Genomic DNA, 15,002 nt, shown 5'->3' with positions numbered 1-15,002 from the left:
TCGCCGGCCGTGCCGCGGCCCTCACCCCTTGGAGGAGACATGACCCTGGCCATCGGGCTGGACATCGGTGGAACGAAGATCGCCGGCGCCCTGGTGCGCGACGGGGAGATCCTCGAGCGGGCCCGGGTGGAGACGCCCGCGGACGAGGTCGGGCACATCATCGACGCGGTGGTCTCCGTCATCGAGATGCTTCAGCGGGAGGCGGCCGGTGAGGAGATCGCCGGGGCGGGGATCGCCTGCGCCGGCTTCGTCGACGTGATGGGGGAGCACGTGCTCTTCGCCCCCAACCTCGCCTGGCGCAACGAGCCGGTGCGCGCCCAGGTCATGGAGCGGGTGGACCTGCCGGTGCGCCTGGAGAACGATGCGAACGCCGCGGCCTGGGGCGAGTTCCGGCACGGGTCGGCCAAGGAGTTCGACGACATGACCCTCATCACCGTGGGCACCGGGATCGGTGGGGGGATCGTCCACGACGGTGTCCTGCTGCGCGGTGCTGCGGGGATCGGTGCGGAGATCGGGCACATGCGAGTCGTGCGCGAGGGGCACCGCTGCGGTTGCGGGAACCGGGGCTGCTGGGAGCAGTACGCCTCCGGGACGGCCCTGGTCCGGGAGGCCCGGGAGCTCATCCGCTCCGGGACGCCGCACGCGGAGCGACTGGCGGAGATCTGCGGGGGAGACCCTGAGCAGCTCAGCGGGGAGGACATCACCGGTGCGGCCGAGCAGGGTGACCCGGCTGCGCGGGAGCTCCTCCACGAGCTCGGGGTCTGGCTCGGGGAGGGGGCCGCGAGCATCGCGGCGATCCTCGACCCGGCCGCCATCGTCATCGGTGGGGGTGTCAGCGCCGCGGGTGATCTCCTGCTGGCCCCGACCCAGCGGGCCTTCGAGCGTCATCTCACCGGTCGCGGGCACCGCCCCTGGCCCCAGGTGGTGCTGGCCGGCCTCGGCAACGACGCCGGGGTCATCGGGGCCGCCACCATCATGGTGGACGCCCCGGGGACGTCCGGCGCCCCGGCCTGAGCGGCTCGCCCAGGGGTGGCTCAGCCCAGGACGCGGCGCACGAAGTCGGTCGACTCGGAGCAGACCACGCCCGCCTCGTGGTCCAGCGTGGCCACGTGGTGGCTCCGCACCAGCACGACCTCGGTGACGTCCGGGGAGGAGACACCCTGCAGGATCTCCCGGCTGCTGCGGGCCGGGACCACGTGGTCGGTGGCCGAGCGCAGGAGCAGCACCGGGCAGGTCACCTCGCCCAGGCGGGTGCGGACGCCCGACCACAGCCGCAGCTGGGAGGCCAGGGCGTGCACCGGGACCCGGTCGTAGGCGATCTCCGCCGGGGCGGCGGGGTCCGCGATGTCGCTGGCGATCCCCGGCGCGCTGGGCAGCACGTGGCGCAGCACCGGGGCCAGCGGCACCAAGGGGTTCGCCGCACGGACGGCGGGGTTCACCAGCACGAGCCCGGCCACCCGGCGCGGGTGGGCGATGGCCAGCGCCAGGGCCAGGGCCCCACCCATCGACAGCCCACCCACCACGGCGGGAGAGTCGACGGTCGATCGCAGGAGCGAGCGCTCCGTGGCGCGGTACCAGTCCTGCCACCCGGTCCGATTCGCCCACCGCCAGCTGCGTCCGTGCCCCGGGAGCCGGGGCACGTCCACCCGGTACCCCGCCTCGGCCAGCGCGTCGGGCCACCGCCCCAAGGACTGCACCGTGCCGGTGAAGCCGTGGCAGAGGACCACCGGGTGCCCCTGGCGTGGCCCCAGCTCGCGGGCGGCGGAACCGGGCACCGTCGCCGGGACGGGGAGCGGGGCGGGCTGGGCAGGCATGTCCCGATCCTGTCACGGGGCCAGGAGCCCGTCGTGAAAGGATGGGGCGGCGGTGCCGCTCGGCGCCGTGCTCGACGGAGGCAGGAGAACTGGTGCTCTACTGGACCTTGAAGAACGTGGCCCTGGGACCGGCGCTCAATCTGGCCTACCGCCCCACCGTCCACGGCCTGCACCACGTGCCCCGCAACGGTCCGGCCATCATCGCGGCCAACCACTCCAGCTTCTTCGACTCCATCGCCCTGCCGATGATCGTGCCCCGGCAGCTGCGCTACCCGGCCAAGGCCGAGTACTTCAACCAGCCCGGGGTCAAGGGGCGGGCCATGGCGACCTTCTTCCGCGCGGTCGGGCAGATCCCCACCGACCGGTCCGGTGGTCGCAAGAGCCTGGCCGCCCTCAGCGAGGCGGAGCAGGTGCTCAAGGACGGTGACCTGTTGGGCATCTACCCGGAGGGGACGCGCTCCCCGGACGGGCGCCTCTACCGCGGGCGGACCGGCGCGGTGCGCCTGGCCCTCTCCACGGGCTCGCCCATCATCCCCGTGGGCCTGGAGGGGATGACCGAGATCCAGCCCATCGAGGCGAGCCTGCCGAAGGTGCGCACCTTCACCGCCACCTTCGGGGAGCCGCTGGACGTCGTGGAGCACCTGCGCGCCCTGCACGCCGGTGAGTCCGAGGAGGCGCTCGACGAGATGATCCGCCACCCGCGCCGGGACGACCTGCGGGCGGCCACCGACGAGGTCATGCGGCGGATCCAGGCCATCACCGGGCAGGAGTACGTCGACGAGTACTCCAGCGTCGTGAAGGCCCGACGGGCGGTGCAGGGGGCATGAATCCGGCGCCGAACCGTCCCGTCCAGGCCGGTGCCGTCACCGGCATCTGGCCCGACCTGCCCGCCCGCCAGCAGCCCAGCTGGCCGGACGAGGCCGAGGCCGAGCGGGTGCGGGAGCGGCTGGGCCAGTTCCCCCCGCTGGTCTTCGCCGAGGAGTGCGACACCCTCCGTGACCAGCTGGCCGGGGCGTCCCGGGGGGAGAGCTTCGTCCTGCAGGCCGGCGAGTGCGCCGAGACCTTCGACCAGGTGACGGCCGCCAACATCCGGGACCGGGTGGGCGTGCTGCTCCAGATGGCCGCCGTGCTCACCTACGGGGCGGGCCTGCCGGTGGTGAAGGTCGGCCGCATCGCCGGCCAGTTCGGCAAGCCCCGGTCCCAGGACACCGAGACCCGCGACGGGGTCGAGCTGCCCACCTACCGCGGTGACATGGTCAACGGGTTCCCGTTCGACGAGGCCAGCCGCCTCCACGACCCCGATCGGATGCTGGAGGCCTACAACGCGAGCGCCTCGACGCTCAACCTCGTCCGAGCCTGGGTCAGCGGCGGTTACGCCGACCTAGAGAACATGGTCACCTGGGGTGCTGGGACTCCCCGGACCGAGGCCGTCCGGCAGTACGACGAGGTCACCGAGGGGGTCGCTCGTGCGCTGCGCTTCAACCGGGCCATCGGTGTGGACTCGCCGCTCTTCCACTCGACCACCGTGTTCGCCAGCCACGAGGCCCTGGTGCTCGACTACGAGCGGCCGCTCACGCGCATCGACAGCCGGACCGGGCTGCCCTACGCCACCTCCGGGCACTTCCTCTGGGCCGGGGAGCGGACCCGTCACCCCGACGAGGCCCACATCGACTTCCTGGCTCGGGTCATGAATCCCGTGGGGGTGAAGCTCGGACCGACCACCAGCGCCGACGACGTGCGCCGGCTGGTCGACCGGCTGGACCCGGACCGCACACCGGGCCGGCTCACCTTCATCACCCGGATGGGCGCAGGGGTGATCCGGGAGGCGCTGCCCCCGATCGTCGAGGCGGTGCAGGCCCTGGGGGCGGCCCCGCTCTGGCTCACGGACCCGATGCACGGCAACACCTTCACCTCCGCCAGCGGGCACAAGACGCGTCACTTCGACGACGTCGTCGACGAGGTGCGCGGCTTCTTCGAGGTCCACGGTGCCCTGGGCACGGTGCCCGGTGGCGTGCACGTGGAGCTCTCGGGGAACGACGTGACCGAGTGCATCGGTGGCGTGGTGCCCGTGCTGGAGGGGGATCTGGGGCAGCGCTACGAGTCGCCCTGCGACCCCCGTCTGAACCGTAACCAGTCCCTGGAGCTCGCGCTGCTCGTGGCGCAGATGCTCCGTGAGAGCGACCCCACCGGAGGCGTGTCATGACCGACCAGGACCTGTTCGACAGCATCGAGTGGACCACCGTGCCCGATCTCGCCGAGCGGTTCGACCTGCCGCTGACGACCGTGCGGCAGTGGATCAAGGACCGCGAGGTCGTGGCGCTGCGCCGCGGCGAGCGCGATGTCGTGCAGGTGCCGGCACGCTTCTTCGACGACCGGGGCGTGGTGAAGGCGCTGCCCGGGACCATCACCGTGCTGGCCGACGGCGGGATGTCCGACGAGGACGTCATCCGGTGGCTCTTCGCGCCGGACGAGACGCTGCGGGAGGGGTCGCCGATCGAAGACCTCCACGCCGGGCACAAGACCGAGATCCGTCGCCGGGCCGCCGAGACCGCCTGGTGAGACCGGGCGCGGCCGGCTGAGCGCGCCGTCCGCCCCCCCGGGGTCAGGCGGCGCGCTGCGTCGTGAGGTGGGCGAGGTCCACGAGGGCCCGGACAGCGGTCGGCTCCAGGGTCGGGCCGGCCTGCTCGAGGGCGCTCAGGGCGCGGGTGAGGTGGTGGTCGATCTGCCCCTCGACGCGGTCGACCGCCCCGGAGGACTGCAGCAGGCCGCGCATCCAGCCGATCTCCTCAGGGCTGAGCGCGGGGGATCCCAGGAGGGCGGAGAAGCGCTCGGCGTCGGCGGGGGCGGCGGCGTCCAGCGCGCCGACGACCAGGGCGGTCCGCTTACCCTCGCGCAGATCGTCCCCGGAGGGCTTGCCGGTGGCTTCCGGGTCGCCGAAGACACCGAGGACGTCGTCGCGCAGCTGGAAGGCCACGCCGAGGTGGAGCCCGTAGTCGCTGAGGAGCTCGCGGGTGGCGGGGTCGACACCGGCGGCGTCGGCGCCGATGAGCAGTGGGTGCTCGATGGAGTACTTGGCGCTCTTGTACTGCATGACGCGCAGGACGCGGGCGTCGCGCTCGGCGGTGGACTCGTGCTCCCAGGGGCGGGCGGCGTTGAGGATGTCGAGGAACTGGCCCCCCATGAGCTGGGTGCGCATGAGATCCCAGGTGGGGCGGGCGCGCTCGAGGGTTGCGGGGTCCCAGCCGCAGCCGGTGAAGGCGGTGTCGGCCCAGACGAGGCAGAGGTCGCCGGCGAGGATCGCCCCGGCACGTCCGTGCTCCTCGGGTGACCCCTCGAGGCCGGAGCTGCGGTGGCGGTCGGCCCAGGCGCGGTGGGCGGCGGGAGCGCCGCGGCGGGTGTCGCTGTCGTCCATGACGTCGTCATGGATGAGCGCGGCGGCCTGGAAGAACTCCATCGCGCTGGCGGCACGGGTGGTGGCCGGCCCGGCGCTGCCACCGGCGGCGAGGTGGCCCCAGTGGAGGAAGCCCGCGCGGAGGCGCTTGCCGCCACGCAGGAGGGAGGCGATGGCCTGGGCCAGCTCGTCGGCGTCGGGGTCGATCTCGGCGAGCTGGGCGCGGTGGGCCTCGATCTGCTCCGTGATGGTGCGGTGGAGGTCGTCGCGGAACGCCTGATCCAGGGGGTGGGGACTCACGCGGCACAGCCTAGTGCGGCCTGATTCTGCGGATCCCGGGAGGTTGTCGGTGCCCGGTGGATCAATGTCCCTTGACGGCGGTGTGGTACATATGTACTGTCCGCACGTACGGTAAGAAGTAGAACGAAAGTTCGACCGGAGGGTCGCCGGTCATGACTCTCCCGCCCGCTGCGGGCGGGAGGAAGGAGCGGTCATGAGGCGGTGTGCTGAGGCGGTGGAGGTCCGCACGGTGCAGGAGATCGGGGCGGAACGGCCGGATGCCTTCGTCTGGCGGGGGCGGTTGTACGTGGTCTGCGAGGTGGTCGACCGGTGGTTCCGGCGGCACCCGTGGTGGCGTCATGTCACCGAGGACGACGGGCTGGCCTGGGAGACCGGTGCCGACGAGACGGTCTGGCGGGTGGAGGCACGGGCGGGGAGGCACCAGCCGATGGGCGTCTTCGACCTCGTGGCGCCTCCGGCAGGGGTGGCGGCCGGGTGGCAGCTGGACCGGGTCCTGGACTGAGGGCCCGGTGGGCCGGGTCAGGGAATGCCGGAGGAACAGGGAAATCAGAGCAGGGAGGGAGACCATGACGACGATGACGATGCAGGGAGCGATTCCCGGAGGGTGTGCGGGGACGGTGCTGTCCCTCGTGGAGCGGGCCCGGGAGAGCCTGGCCGAGGCCTGTGCCACCCCGGAGCCCGAGCTGCGTTACGAGGCGGCGCACCTGGGGGCTTTGCGGGCGGCGGCCGCGGTGGTCGCGGCACGCAGCGTCCCGGGGGAGAGGGGTCGTCCACGCAGCGTCTGGGAGCTGTTGGTCGGGGTGGCCCCGGAGCTCCAGGAGTGGGCGGTCTTCTTCGCCGACTCGGCTCGGCGCCGGTCGGCGCTGGCGGGCGGGCAGCGGTGCTCCCAGCGGGAGGCCGACGACCTGGTGCGTCAGGTCGAGGAGTTCGAGGCCACGGTCCGTCGTGTGGTGGGGCTGCCCGTCCTGCCGCCGGCCACGGCGATGCTCGTGGGTGCTGGCGTGGTCGGGGGGCGTGGGTGAGCGCGGAGTTCGCCCACCTCCACGTGGCCTCGAGCTTCTCCTTGCAGTACGGCGTCTCCTCGCCGCAGGAGCTGGTGGACCGGGCCGCGGCCTGGGGGCAGTCGCATCTCGCGCTCACCGACCGGGACGGTCTCTACGGGGCGGTGCGCTTCGCGCAGGCGTGCTCCGGGGCAGGGCTCTCCCCGGTGATCGGCGTGGACCTCACCATGGCCCATGCCGCTCCGCGGCAGAGGCCGCGGAGCGCGGTGCGGGGTGGGCAGTGGGTCGACGAGAGCCATGACCGGATCCGAGTGCTGGCCGCCGGCCGGGAGGGCGGGGGAGGCGGCGGTGTGGGGTGGGCCGCCCTGTGTCGGCTGGTCTCCCGGGTGCATGCCGTCGGGGAGCGCGGGGCTCCGCGGGCCACGCCGGAGATGGTGGCCTGGGCTGGCCCGGCCGTGCGCGTGCTGCTGGGGCCGGACTCCGATGTGGGGCGGGCGGTACTGGCCCGGCACCGTGACCGAGCGCGATCGCTGCTGGCGGGTTGGTGCGAGCGGCTGGGTGTCGCACCCGGTGAGGGAGGACGGCTCGTGGTGGAGCTGGTGGCTGCTGGCACTCCGGCAGGAACCGAGGGGTGCACCGAGCAAGCGGTCGGGATGTGGCACCTGGCGGAGGAGCTCGGGCTCCCGGTGGTGCTGACCGCCGCAGTGCGGCACACCGACCCGGAGGGCGTGGTGGTGGCCGACGTGCTGGACGCCGCCCGACGGCGCGTCCTGCTGCGCCCCGAGCAGCTCGGGCAGCGCACCACCCACGGCCACCTGGCCTCCTCGGTGGCGATGGCCCAGCAGGCCGCCTGGCTCGCCCAGCGGGCCGGGTTCCACTCCGCCTCGCGGGCTGCAGACCGGCTGCTGACCAGCACCCTGGAGGTGGCGGCGGAGTGTGCGCTCTCGGCGCGGGATGACCTGGGAATCGGGGCGGTGCACCTCCCGGAGCCCGCGGTGCTGGGTTTCCGGGACTCCGCGGACGCGATGGAGGGTCTGGTGCACCGGTGCCGGGGCGCGCTGGCCGACCGGAGGCCGGGAGGGAGCGCGGGGCGGGAGGCCGAGGACCGGCTGGAGGCTGAGCTCGCGACGATCCGGCAACTGGGTTACCCCACCTACTTCCTCACGGTGGCCCGCGTGTGCGAGCTCATCCGCTCGATGGGCGGCCGGGTGGCGGCCCGTGGCTCGGGGGCCGGGTCCCTGGTGAACCACCTGCTGGGGATCAGCCAGGTCGATCCGCTGCGGCACGGGCTGCTCATGGAGCGCTTCTGCTCGGTGCTGCGGGCCGAGCTGCCGGACATCGACATCGACGTGGAGTCGGCTCGGCGCACTGAGATCTACGAGCGGGTGCTGGAGGACTTCGGGGCCGACCGGGTGACCTGCGTGTCGATGATGGAGACCTATCGGGTGCGACACGCGGTCCGTGACGTCGGGTCGGTGCTCGGCATGCCACCGCAGGAGATCGACGCGCTCGCCAAGGCCTTCCCGCACATCCGCGCCCGGGACGCCCGCTCGGCGGTCCGTGAGCTGCCCGAGCTGCGGGCGGCGGGGCTGGACGCTCCCCGGCTCCAGCGGATGCTGGAGCTGGTGGAGCGACTGGACGGCCTGCCCCGGCACGTCGCCCTGCACCCCTGCGGGGTGGTCCTCTCCAACCTCGGTCTCCACGACCGGACGCCGGTGGAGCGCAGCTGGATGGGCTTCCCGATGAGTCAGTTCGACAAGGACGACGTCGAGGACATGGGGCTGCTCAAGCTCGACGTGCTGGGGATCCGGATGCAGTCGGCGATGGCCCACACGGTGGATCTCGTGGAGTCCACGACGGGAGTGCGGATCGACCTCGACGACGAGGAGATGATCCCGTGGGACGACGCGGAGACCTACGGGCTCATCGCCTCCACCCGGACCCTGGGGTGCTTCCAGATCGAGTCTCCCGGCCAGCGGGAGCTCATCGGGAAGTTCGGGCCCCGGAGCCTGGAGGATCTCATCATCGACATCTCGCTGTTCCGTCCCGGCCCCGTGAAGTCGGACATGGTGACTCCCTTCCTCGCGGCCCGGCTCGGGTGGAGCGAACCGCTGCACCTGCACCCCGCGCTCACCGGGTACCTGCGGAGCACCGAGGGGGTGGTGGTCTTCCACGAGCAGGTCCTCCAGATCATCGCTGCCACCACCGGGGTGGGTCTGGCCCACTCCGATGAGGCGCGGCGTGCGATGGGGACGCCCCAGGGGCAGGAGCAGGTCGAACGGTGGTGGCGTGCCGCTGCGGCTCTCCAAGGGTTCACCGGGGAGGTGGCCGACCGGATCTGGGAGGTGCTGGCGTCCTTCGCCTCCTTCGGTTTCTGCAAGGCGCACGCGGCGGCCTTCGCGGTGCCCACCTACCAGTCGGCCTGGTTGAAGACCCACTACCCGGCGCACTTCCTGGCCGGGGTGCTCACCCACGACCCGGGCATGTATCCCAAGCGACTCATCCTCGACGACGCCCGGGAGCTGGGCGTGACCGTGCTCGGGGTCGACGTGAACGCCTCCGGGGTGGGCTACGGCGTGGAACGGGTGGGAGAGCCTCCGCTGCTGGGGGAGCTGTCGGAGCGAGCACCCGGTGAGGTGGGCGCCGAGGAGGCCCTGGCCCGGGTGCGCCAGCGTGCCCGCCCCTGGGGGGTGAGGGTCGCCCTCACCGAGGTCAAGGGGCTGGGGGAGGACGACGCCCGGCGTGTCGTGGCTGGTCAGCCGTACACCTCGGTGGCGGACTTCTGGCACCGAGCGCGCGTGGAGCGCCCGGTCGTGGAGCGGATGATCCTGGCCGGGGCCTTCGACTCCTTCGCCGCCCCGGAACGCCGTCGGGACCTGCTCGTGGAGCTCCTGGAGCTCGAGCGGTGGAGGGATCCCCGGCAGCGTCGCCGCCGCGAGCGCAGCGTGAGTGGACGGGCCGCCCAGGACCGGGCAGCTGCCGAGCAGGGAGTGCAGTCGATGCTGGACCTGCCGGCTCCGGGGGCGTCCGCCGGCTCCGGGCTGCCGCCCATGACCGTCGAGGAGAGAGTGGCCCACGAGCTGGAGGTGCTGGGCCTGGACGTCAGTGCCCACGTGATGGACCCGCACCTGCCGACCCTGCGGGCGTTGGGGGTCACCCCTGCGCGGGATCTCCTCGCGCAGCGCTCCGGGGCGGAGGTCCTCGTGGCCGGGGTGCGCGTGGCCACGCAGACCCCGCCGGTCCGGTCCGGGCGGCGGGTGGTGTTCGTGACGCTCAACGACCCCACCGGGGCGAGTGACGCCACCTTCTTCGAGGACGTCCAGGGCAGCTGCGCCCCGGTGCTGTTCTCCTCGTGGTTCCTGCTCGTGCGCGGGACCGTGCGCAGGGCCGGGGCCCGCGGTGTCTCGCTGCGAGCCACCGGGGCCTGGGAGCTGACCGCCCTCACCGACGCCCTGCGAGTCGGTGGTGTGGAGGGGATGCATGCTGCCTGGGCGGCGGCCGACTCCCACTCGGCGGTGCGAGGACTCACCCAGCAGACCCATGACGCTCAGGTCGAGGGTGAGGAAGGTCGAGGGCTGCCCCTGCGTTCAGGGGTGCCGAGCCGGAAGCTCTGGCACAGCTCACCCGGGAGCTCGGGGTGGTGACCCCGGAGGCGGCCGTTCTGCACGTGGACATGGACGCCTTCTACGCCGCGGTCTCCCTGGTGGACCGTCCAGAGCTGCACGGACGACCGGTGATCATCGGAGGCGGCGGCCGGGCGGTGGTCCTCTCGGCCACCTACGAGGCGCGGGCGCTCGGGGTGCGCTCGGCCATGCCGATGGCCAGGGCCCGCCGCCTCTGCCCGCAGGCGGTGGTGGTCCACCCTGATCACGACCGCTACGCGGCGGTCTCCGGGGCCGTCATGGAGGTCTTTCGTCAGGTGACCCCGCTGGTGCAGCCCACCTCGGTGGACGAGGCCTTCCTCGACCTCACCGGGACGGCTCGCCGCTGGGGGACCCCGTGGGAGGTGGCCGAGTGGCTGCGGGGAACGGTGGCCGCCGAGCAGCAGATCACCTGCTCGGTCGGGATCGCGCCGAATCCCTTCGTGGCGAAGGTGGCCTCGGGGCAGGCCAAGCCTGACGGGATCCGGCAGGTGCGCCCCGAGGAGGTCGTCGGCTTCCTCCACCCGCTGCCGGTGGGTGTGCTCTGGGGCGTCGGGGAGCGGACGCAGGAGCAGCTGGCCCGGTTCGGGTTGACCACGGTGGGGCAGGTGGCTCACACGCCCCGGTCGACCTTGCAGCGCATCGTCGGCGAGGCGACCGGGGCCGCCCTGGCCGAGCGGGCCTGGGGGCGGGACCGGCAGCGGGTGCGGCCCCGGGTGCGGGAGCGGACGATCGGCAACGGGCAGACCTTCCGGCAGGACGTCGACTCCCCGGAGGTGGTGCTCCGGCGCCTCCTGCTGCTCTCCGAGCGGGTGGCCGCCCGGGCGCGTGCTGCCGGCGAGATGGGGCGAACCGTCCAGCTGACGGTGAGGTTCGCGGACTTCACGACGCTCAGCCGGTCACGGACCATGGCCCGCCCCAGCGACGTGAGCCGGGAGATCTTCGCGGCGGCCCGGCAGGCCTTCGAGTCCCTGGGGCTGCAGCGGGCCCGGGTGCGGATGGTCCGGGTCACCCTCTCGGGGCTCACCCCGGCGGGTGACACCCCGGTGCAGGGCTTGCTCGACGAGCCGGAGGTGGGGTGGCGGGAGGCCGACCGGGCGGTCGACCGGGCGAGTGCGCGCTTCGGCGCCGGGGTCATCCGGCCGGCCAGCCTGCTGCCTGCCGCGCAGGAGGTGGCCCCCGCGTAGACTGCCGCAGCACCGGCCCCGTGCGTGCCTGACGCGTGGGTCCGAGAGTCCACCGGGTGGGGAGTGCCCCCGGGCCCGGGCCCCACGGAGGTGAACATGTCACTGTCGGACGACGAGCGTCGCAGGCTGGCCGAGCTCGAGCGATCCCTGCTCTCCCCGGAGGCGGCCGACGCCCCGGGGATGCCGGAGTCCGAGCGCGCGGTCGGCCCCGAGCACGACCCTTTCGCCGAGCTCTTCGGTTCCCGGGCCGGGGCCACGCCCGCCGGTCCGCCCCGGCGCCGGAGCACCCTGACCGCCGGGCGCATGACAGCCGTCGCCGGGCTCATGGTGCTGGGGCTGGCCCTGTACGCCGTCGCGCTCACCACCCGGGTCCCGTGGTGGGGTGCCGGCGGTTTCGTGGCGATGGTGCTCGGAGTGGCACTGTGGCTGAACGCCTCCCAGGGGCCTGGGGCACGAGGCGGTGACTCCCTCCCCGCAGGAGGTCCCGGCCGCCGGGGCCGTGACGCGGAGGGTCGGCCGACCGTCGGGCGGCAGGGGCAGACCGGCCGTTTCCGTTCCGGTGGTGCCCGCCCCTCCGGTCACTCGGGCGCGTCCGGGGGGCTCATGCGTCGCCTGGAGGAGCGCTGGGACACCCGGCGCGACCAGCAGGGCGCCTGATCCGGACCGATTGCGCCCACGGCGAAACCGGGAAGCGACAGCGCCCGGGGCCGGTTGGCCGGGGTGAAGGAACAACCGGCCGAATCGTCTCCCCAGGAGGAACCGTGGACACCGCCACCGCCCCCACCCCGACGCTGACCCCCGCCGACCGCTGCGACCGCTGCGGCGCCCGCGCCTACCTGCGCGCCACCGTGTCCGGCACCCACCTGCTCTTCTGCGCCCACCACGGCCAGGCCCACCTGCCGGCCCTGCGCGAGCGCTCCGACGTCGAGATCCTCGACGAGACCCACCAGCTTCAGGGCTGACCACCGTGGAGCACGAGGTCCTCTGGGCCGTCCTGGTCGGCCTCGTGATGCTGGCCGGCCTGGTCGGCAGCGCCTTCCTGGTGCTGCCGGGGCTGGCCCTGGTCTGGGCCGCCGCCCTCTGCTGGGCCCTGGTCGTGCAGAGCACCGCCGGCTGGGTGGTCCTCGCGGTCGCCACCGTGGTCGCCGCCGGCGCCAGTGCGCTCATGATCCTCGTCCCGGGCCGGGGGATGAAGCGCGCCGGGATCGACAACCTCACCCTGCTGGCCGGGGTCGTCGGAGCCATCGTGGGCGCCTTCGTCATCCCCGTGGTCGGCCTGTTCGTGGGCTTCGTGGCCGGCATCTTCCTCATGCAGCTGACCCGCCCCCGCAGCTCGGGTCTCACCCCCTGGCAGGCCACCGTGCACGCCCTGCGTGCGGTGGGCACGAACATCCTCATCGAGCTGGCCGCCGACCTGCTGATCATCGGGGCCTGGCTCACGAGCCTGTGGTGGGTGCTGCGCTGAACCGGTGGACGCCCACCGGCCCGCCCCTCCGGGCCCGCGCCCGATGTCGTCGGTGCCACCACGTAGGTTGACGCCCGTGACTCCCCGCAAGACCGCCGCCCCGACCGCCTCCGACTACGACGCCCGGCACCTCCAGGTGCTCGAGGGGCTCGAGGCGGTCCGCAAGCGCCCCGGCATGTACATCGGCTCGACCGACTCCCGGGGTCTCATGCACTGCCTGTGGGAGATCATCGACAACTCGGTCGACGAGGCCCTCGGCGGCCACGCCACGGGCGTCGACATCACCCTCCACGCCGACGGGTCGGTCGAGGTGGGGGACGACGGGCGCGGTGTCCCGGTGGACGTCGAGCCCCGCTCCGGCCTGACCGGCGTGGAGCTCGTCTACACGAAGCTCCACGCGGGCGGGAAGTTCGGCGGGGGCTCCTACACGGCCTCGGGTGGTCTGCACGGTGTGGGCGCCAGCGTCGTCAACGCCCTCTCGGAGCGCCTCGACGTCGAGGTGGACCGGGCGGGGACCACCTGGGCCATGAGCTTCCGTCGCGGCGAGCCCGGTGTCTTCGACGACGGGTCCGGCGAGCCCTCGCCGAGCAACGCCTTCAGCCCCGTCACCAGCGGCAGCGCGCTGCAGAAGGCCGGCCGGGCGAAGAAGGGGGTCACCGGGACGCGGGTGCGCTACTGGGCCGACTCGCAGATCTTCCTGGCCGACGCCGAGTTCTCCTACCAGCAGCTGGTGGACCGTGCCCGCCAGACCTCCTTCCTCGTGCCCGGGCTGCGCCTGTCGGTCACCGACAAGCGCCGCCTGCCGGGCACGCCGGGGGAGCACGCCACCCACACCGAGACCTTCCACCACGACGGCGGCATCGCGGAGTTCGCCGAGTACCTCGCGCCGGACGAGGCGGTGACCGACACCTGGCGGCTGCAGGGCAGCGGCAGCTTCACCGAGACGGTCCCGGTCCTGGGGGAGGACGGGCAGATGGTGCCCACCGAGGTCGACCGCGAGTGCGAGGTGGACGTCGCGCTGCGCTGGGGCACCGGCTACGACACCACGACGCGCTCCTTCGTGAACATCATCGCCACACCCAAGGGCGGTACCCATCTGACGGGTTTCGAGCAGGCCCTGCTCAAGGTGGTCCGCAAGCAGGTGGAGGCGAACTCGCGGAAGCTCAAGCCGGGCAAGGACCGCATCGAGAAGGACGACGCCCTGGCCGGGATGACCGCCGTGGTGACGGTGCGGCTGGCCGAGCCGCAGTTCGAGGGGCAGACCAAGGAGATCCTCGGCACCAACGCCGTGCGGTCGATCGTGGCCCGGGTGGTGGAGCGGGAGCTCACGGAGGTCCTCACCTCCACCGCCCGTGCCCGCAAGCAGCAGTCGGCGCTGCTGCTGGAGAAGATCGTCGCGGAGATGAAGTCCCGGGTCTCGGCGCGCATGCACAAGGAGACGCAGCGCCGGAAGAACGCGCTGGAGACCTCCTCGCTGCCGACCAAGCTGGTGGACTGCCGCTCGACGGACACCGAGGCCTCGGAGCTGTTCATCGTCGAGGGGGACTCGGCGCTGGGCACCGCGAAGCTGGCCCGGCAGAGCGACTTCCAGGCCCTCCTGCCGATCCGCGGCAAGATCCTCAACACGCAGAAGGCCTCCGTGGCCGACATGCTGGCCAACGAGGAGTGCGCCGCGATCATCCAGAGCATCGGGGCCGGCTCGGGGCGCAGCTTCGACCTGTCGGCGGCCCGCTACGGCAAGGTCATCATCATGACCGACGCCGACGTGGACGGCGCCCACATCCGCACCCTGCTGCTCACCCTGTTCTTCCGCTACATGCGGCCGCTGGTGGAGGCCGGTCGGGTGTACGCCGCGGTGCCGCCGCTGCACCGCATCGAGGTGGTGAACCGGGGCAGGGCCAACGACTACGTCTACACCTACTCCGAGACCGAGCTGCACCAGCAGCTGGCGCGGCTGCGGAAGAACGGGCGCACCCTCAAGGACCCGCTGCAGCGCTACAAGGGTCTGGGTGAGATGGACGCCGACCAGCTGGCCGAGACGACGATGGACCCGGCGCACCGGACGCTGCGCCGGGTGACCATGGCCGACGCCCAGGTGGGGGAGCAGATGTTCACCCTGCTCATGGGCTCCGAGGTGGCGCCCCGCAAGGAGTTCATCATCAGCAACGCCGCCGCCCTGGACACCGAGCGCATCGACGCCTGA

Annotated in this window: 14 protein-coding genes; 12 read left to right on the top strand and 2 right to left on the bottom strand. The window is 73.0% G+C overall.

Annotated features, from left to right (window positions below):
• Window positions 1-39: 39 nt before the first annotated feature.
• Window positions 40-1,014: an ROK family glucokinase gene (locus CFT82_RS01655; RefSeq protein WP_088817354.1), complete on the top strand. Its 975-nt coding sequence runs from the start codon at window positions 40-42 to the stop codon at window positions 1,012-1,014.
• A gap of 20 nt (window positions 1,015-1,034) precedes the next feature.
• Here CFT82_RS01655 and CFT82_RS01650 read toward each other — a convergent pair whose 3' ends face one another.
• The gene (locus tag CFT82_RS01650) at window positions 1,035-1,814 is read right to left on the bottom strand and encodes an alpha/beta hydrolase (RefSeq protein WP_088817353.1); all 780 of its coding nucleotides are present in this window, start codon (window positions 1,812-1,814) and stop codon (window positions 1,035-1,037) included.
• Window positions 1,815-1,906: 92 nt separating this feature from the next.
• Between CFT82_RS01650 and CFT82_RS01645 the strand changes: the two genes are divergently transcribed.
• Genes CFT82_RS01645 through CFT82_RS01635 form a run of 3 tightly spaced genes read left to right on the top strand, consistent with a single transcriptional unit; the run spans window position 1,907 to window position 4,373 of the window.
• Complete coding sequence (locus CFT82_RS01645) at window positions 1,907-2,641, top strand: lysophospholipid acyltransferase family protein (protein WP_088817352.1); 735 nt, start codon at window positions 1,907-1,909, stop codon at window positions 2,639-2,641.
• Complete coding sequence (locus CFT82_RS01640) at window positions 2,638-4,017, top strand: class II 3-deoxy-7-phosphoheptulonate synthase (protein WP_088817351.1); 1,380 nt, start codon at window positions 2,638-2,640, stop codon at window positions 4,015-4,017. The genes CFT82_RS01645 and CFT82_RS01640 overlap by 4 nt, the downstream gene beginning before the upstream one ends.
• Window positions 4,014-4,373, top strand: coding sequence for an Rv2175c family DNA-binding protein (locus CFT82_RS01635; RefSeq protein ID WP_088817350.1), 360 nt, complete (start codon window positions 4,014-4,016; stop codon window positions 4,371-4,373). The genes CFT82_RS01640 and CFT82_RS01635 overlap by 4 nt, the downstream gene beginning before the upstream one ends.
• A gap of 43 nt (window positions 4,374-4,416) precedes the next feature.
• Here the strand turns inward: CFT82_RS01635 and CFT82_RS01630 are convergent, their stop codons facing one another.
• Entirely contained in the window at window positions 4,417-5,505 is a 1,089-nt protein-coding gene (locus tag CFT82_RS01630) for a polyprenyl synthetase family protein (protein ID WP_088817349.1), read from the bottom strand.
• Between the two features lie 193 nt (window positions 5,506-5,698).
• On the opposite strand from CFT82_RS01630, the gene CFT82_RS11620 reads away from it, so the two are divergent.
• From CFT82_RS11620 to CFT82_RS01595, 8 genes are all read left to right on the top strand, one after another.
• Window positions 5,699-6,007 (top strand): DUF6504 family protein, encoded by a 309-nt coding sequence (locus CFT82_RS11620; RefSeq protein WP_159461815.1) that lies wholly within the window; start codon window positions 5,699-5,701, stop codon window positions 6,005-6,007.
• Between the two features lie 64 nt (window positions 6,008-6,071).
• The gene (locus CFT82_RS11815; protein ID WP_200815023.1) at window positions 6,072-6,527 is read left to right on the top strand and encodes an SAV_6107 family HEPN domain-containing protein; all 456 of its coding nucleotides are present in this window, start codon (window positions 6,072-6,074) and stop codon (window positions 6,525-6,527) included.
• Entirely contained in the window at window positions 6,524-10,150 is a 3,627-nt protein-coding gene (locus CFT82_RS01620) for a DNA polymerase III subunit alpha (RefSeq protein WP_200815022.1), read from the top strand. Before CFT82_RS11815 ends, CFT82_RS01620 begins: the two co-directional genes overlap by 4 nt.
• Complete coding sequence (gene dinB, locus CFT82_RS01615; RefSeq protein WP_268807406.1) at window positions 10,144-11,334, top strand: DNA polymerase IV; 1,191 nt, start codon at window positions 10,144-10,146, stop codon at window positions 11,332-11,334. Before CFT82_RS01620 ends, dinB begins: the two co-directional genes overlap by 7 nt.
• Window positions 11,335-11,430: 96 nt before the next feature.
• Window positions 11,431-11,991 carry a DUF3040 domain-containing protein gene (locus tag CFT82_RS01610; protein ID WP_088817346.1) on the top strand — a complete coding sequence of 187 codons (561 nt, stop codon included), beginning with the start codon at window positions 11,431-11,433 and terminating at the stop codon, window positions 11,989-11,991.
• Between the two features lie 104 nt (window positions 11,992-12,095).
• Window positions 12,096-12,296, top strand: coding sequence for a DUF7455 domain-containing protein (locus CFT82_RS01605; protein WP_088817345.1), 201 nt, complete (start codon window positions 12,096-12,098; stop codon window positions 12,294-12,296).
• Window positions 12,297-12,301: 5 nt separating this feature from the next.
• On the top strand, window positions 12,302-12,799 hold the full coding sequence (locus CFT82_RS01600; protein WP_088817344.1) for a DUF456 domain-containing protein: 498 nt from the start codon (window positions 12,302-12,304) through the stop codon (window positions 12,797-12,799).
• Between the two features lie 43 nt (window positions 12,800-12,842).
• On the top strand, window positions 12,843-15,002 hold the full coding sequence (locus CFT82_RS01595; RefSeq protein WP_088817343.1) for a DNA gyrase/topoisomerase IV subunit B: 2,160 nt from the start codon (window positions 12,843-12,845) through the stop codon (window positions 15,000-15,002).

Origin of the sequence: Kytococcus aerolatus (assembly GCF_900187395.1) — a bacterium.
GTDB lineage: Bacteria > Actinomycetota > Actinomycetes > Actinomycetales > Dermatophilaceae > Kytococcus > Kytococcus aerolatus.
This window is presented reverse-complemented; position numbering and strand designations above follow the sequence as displayed.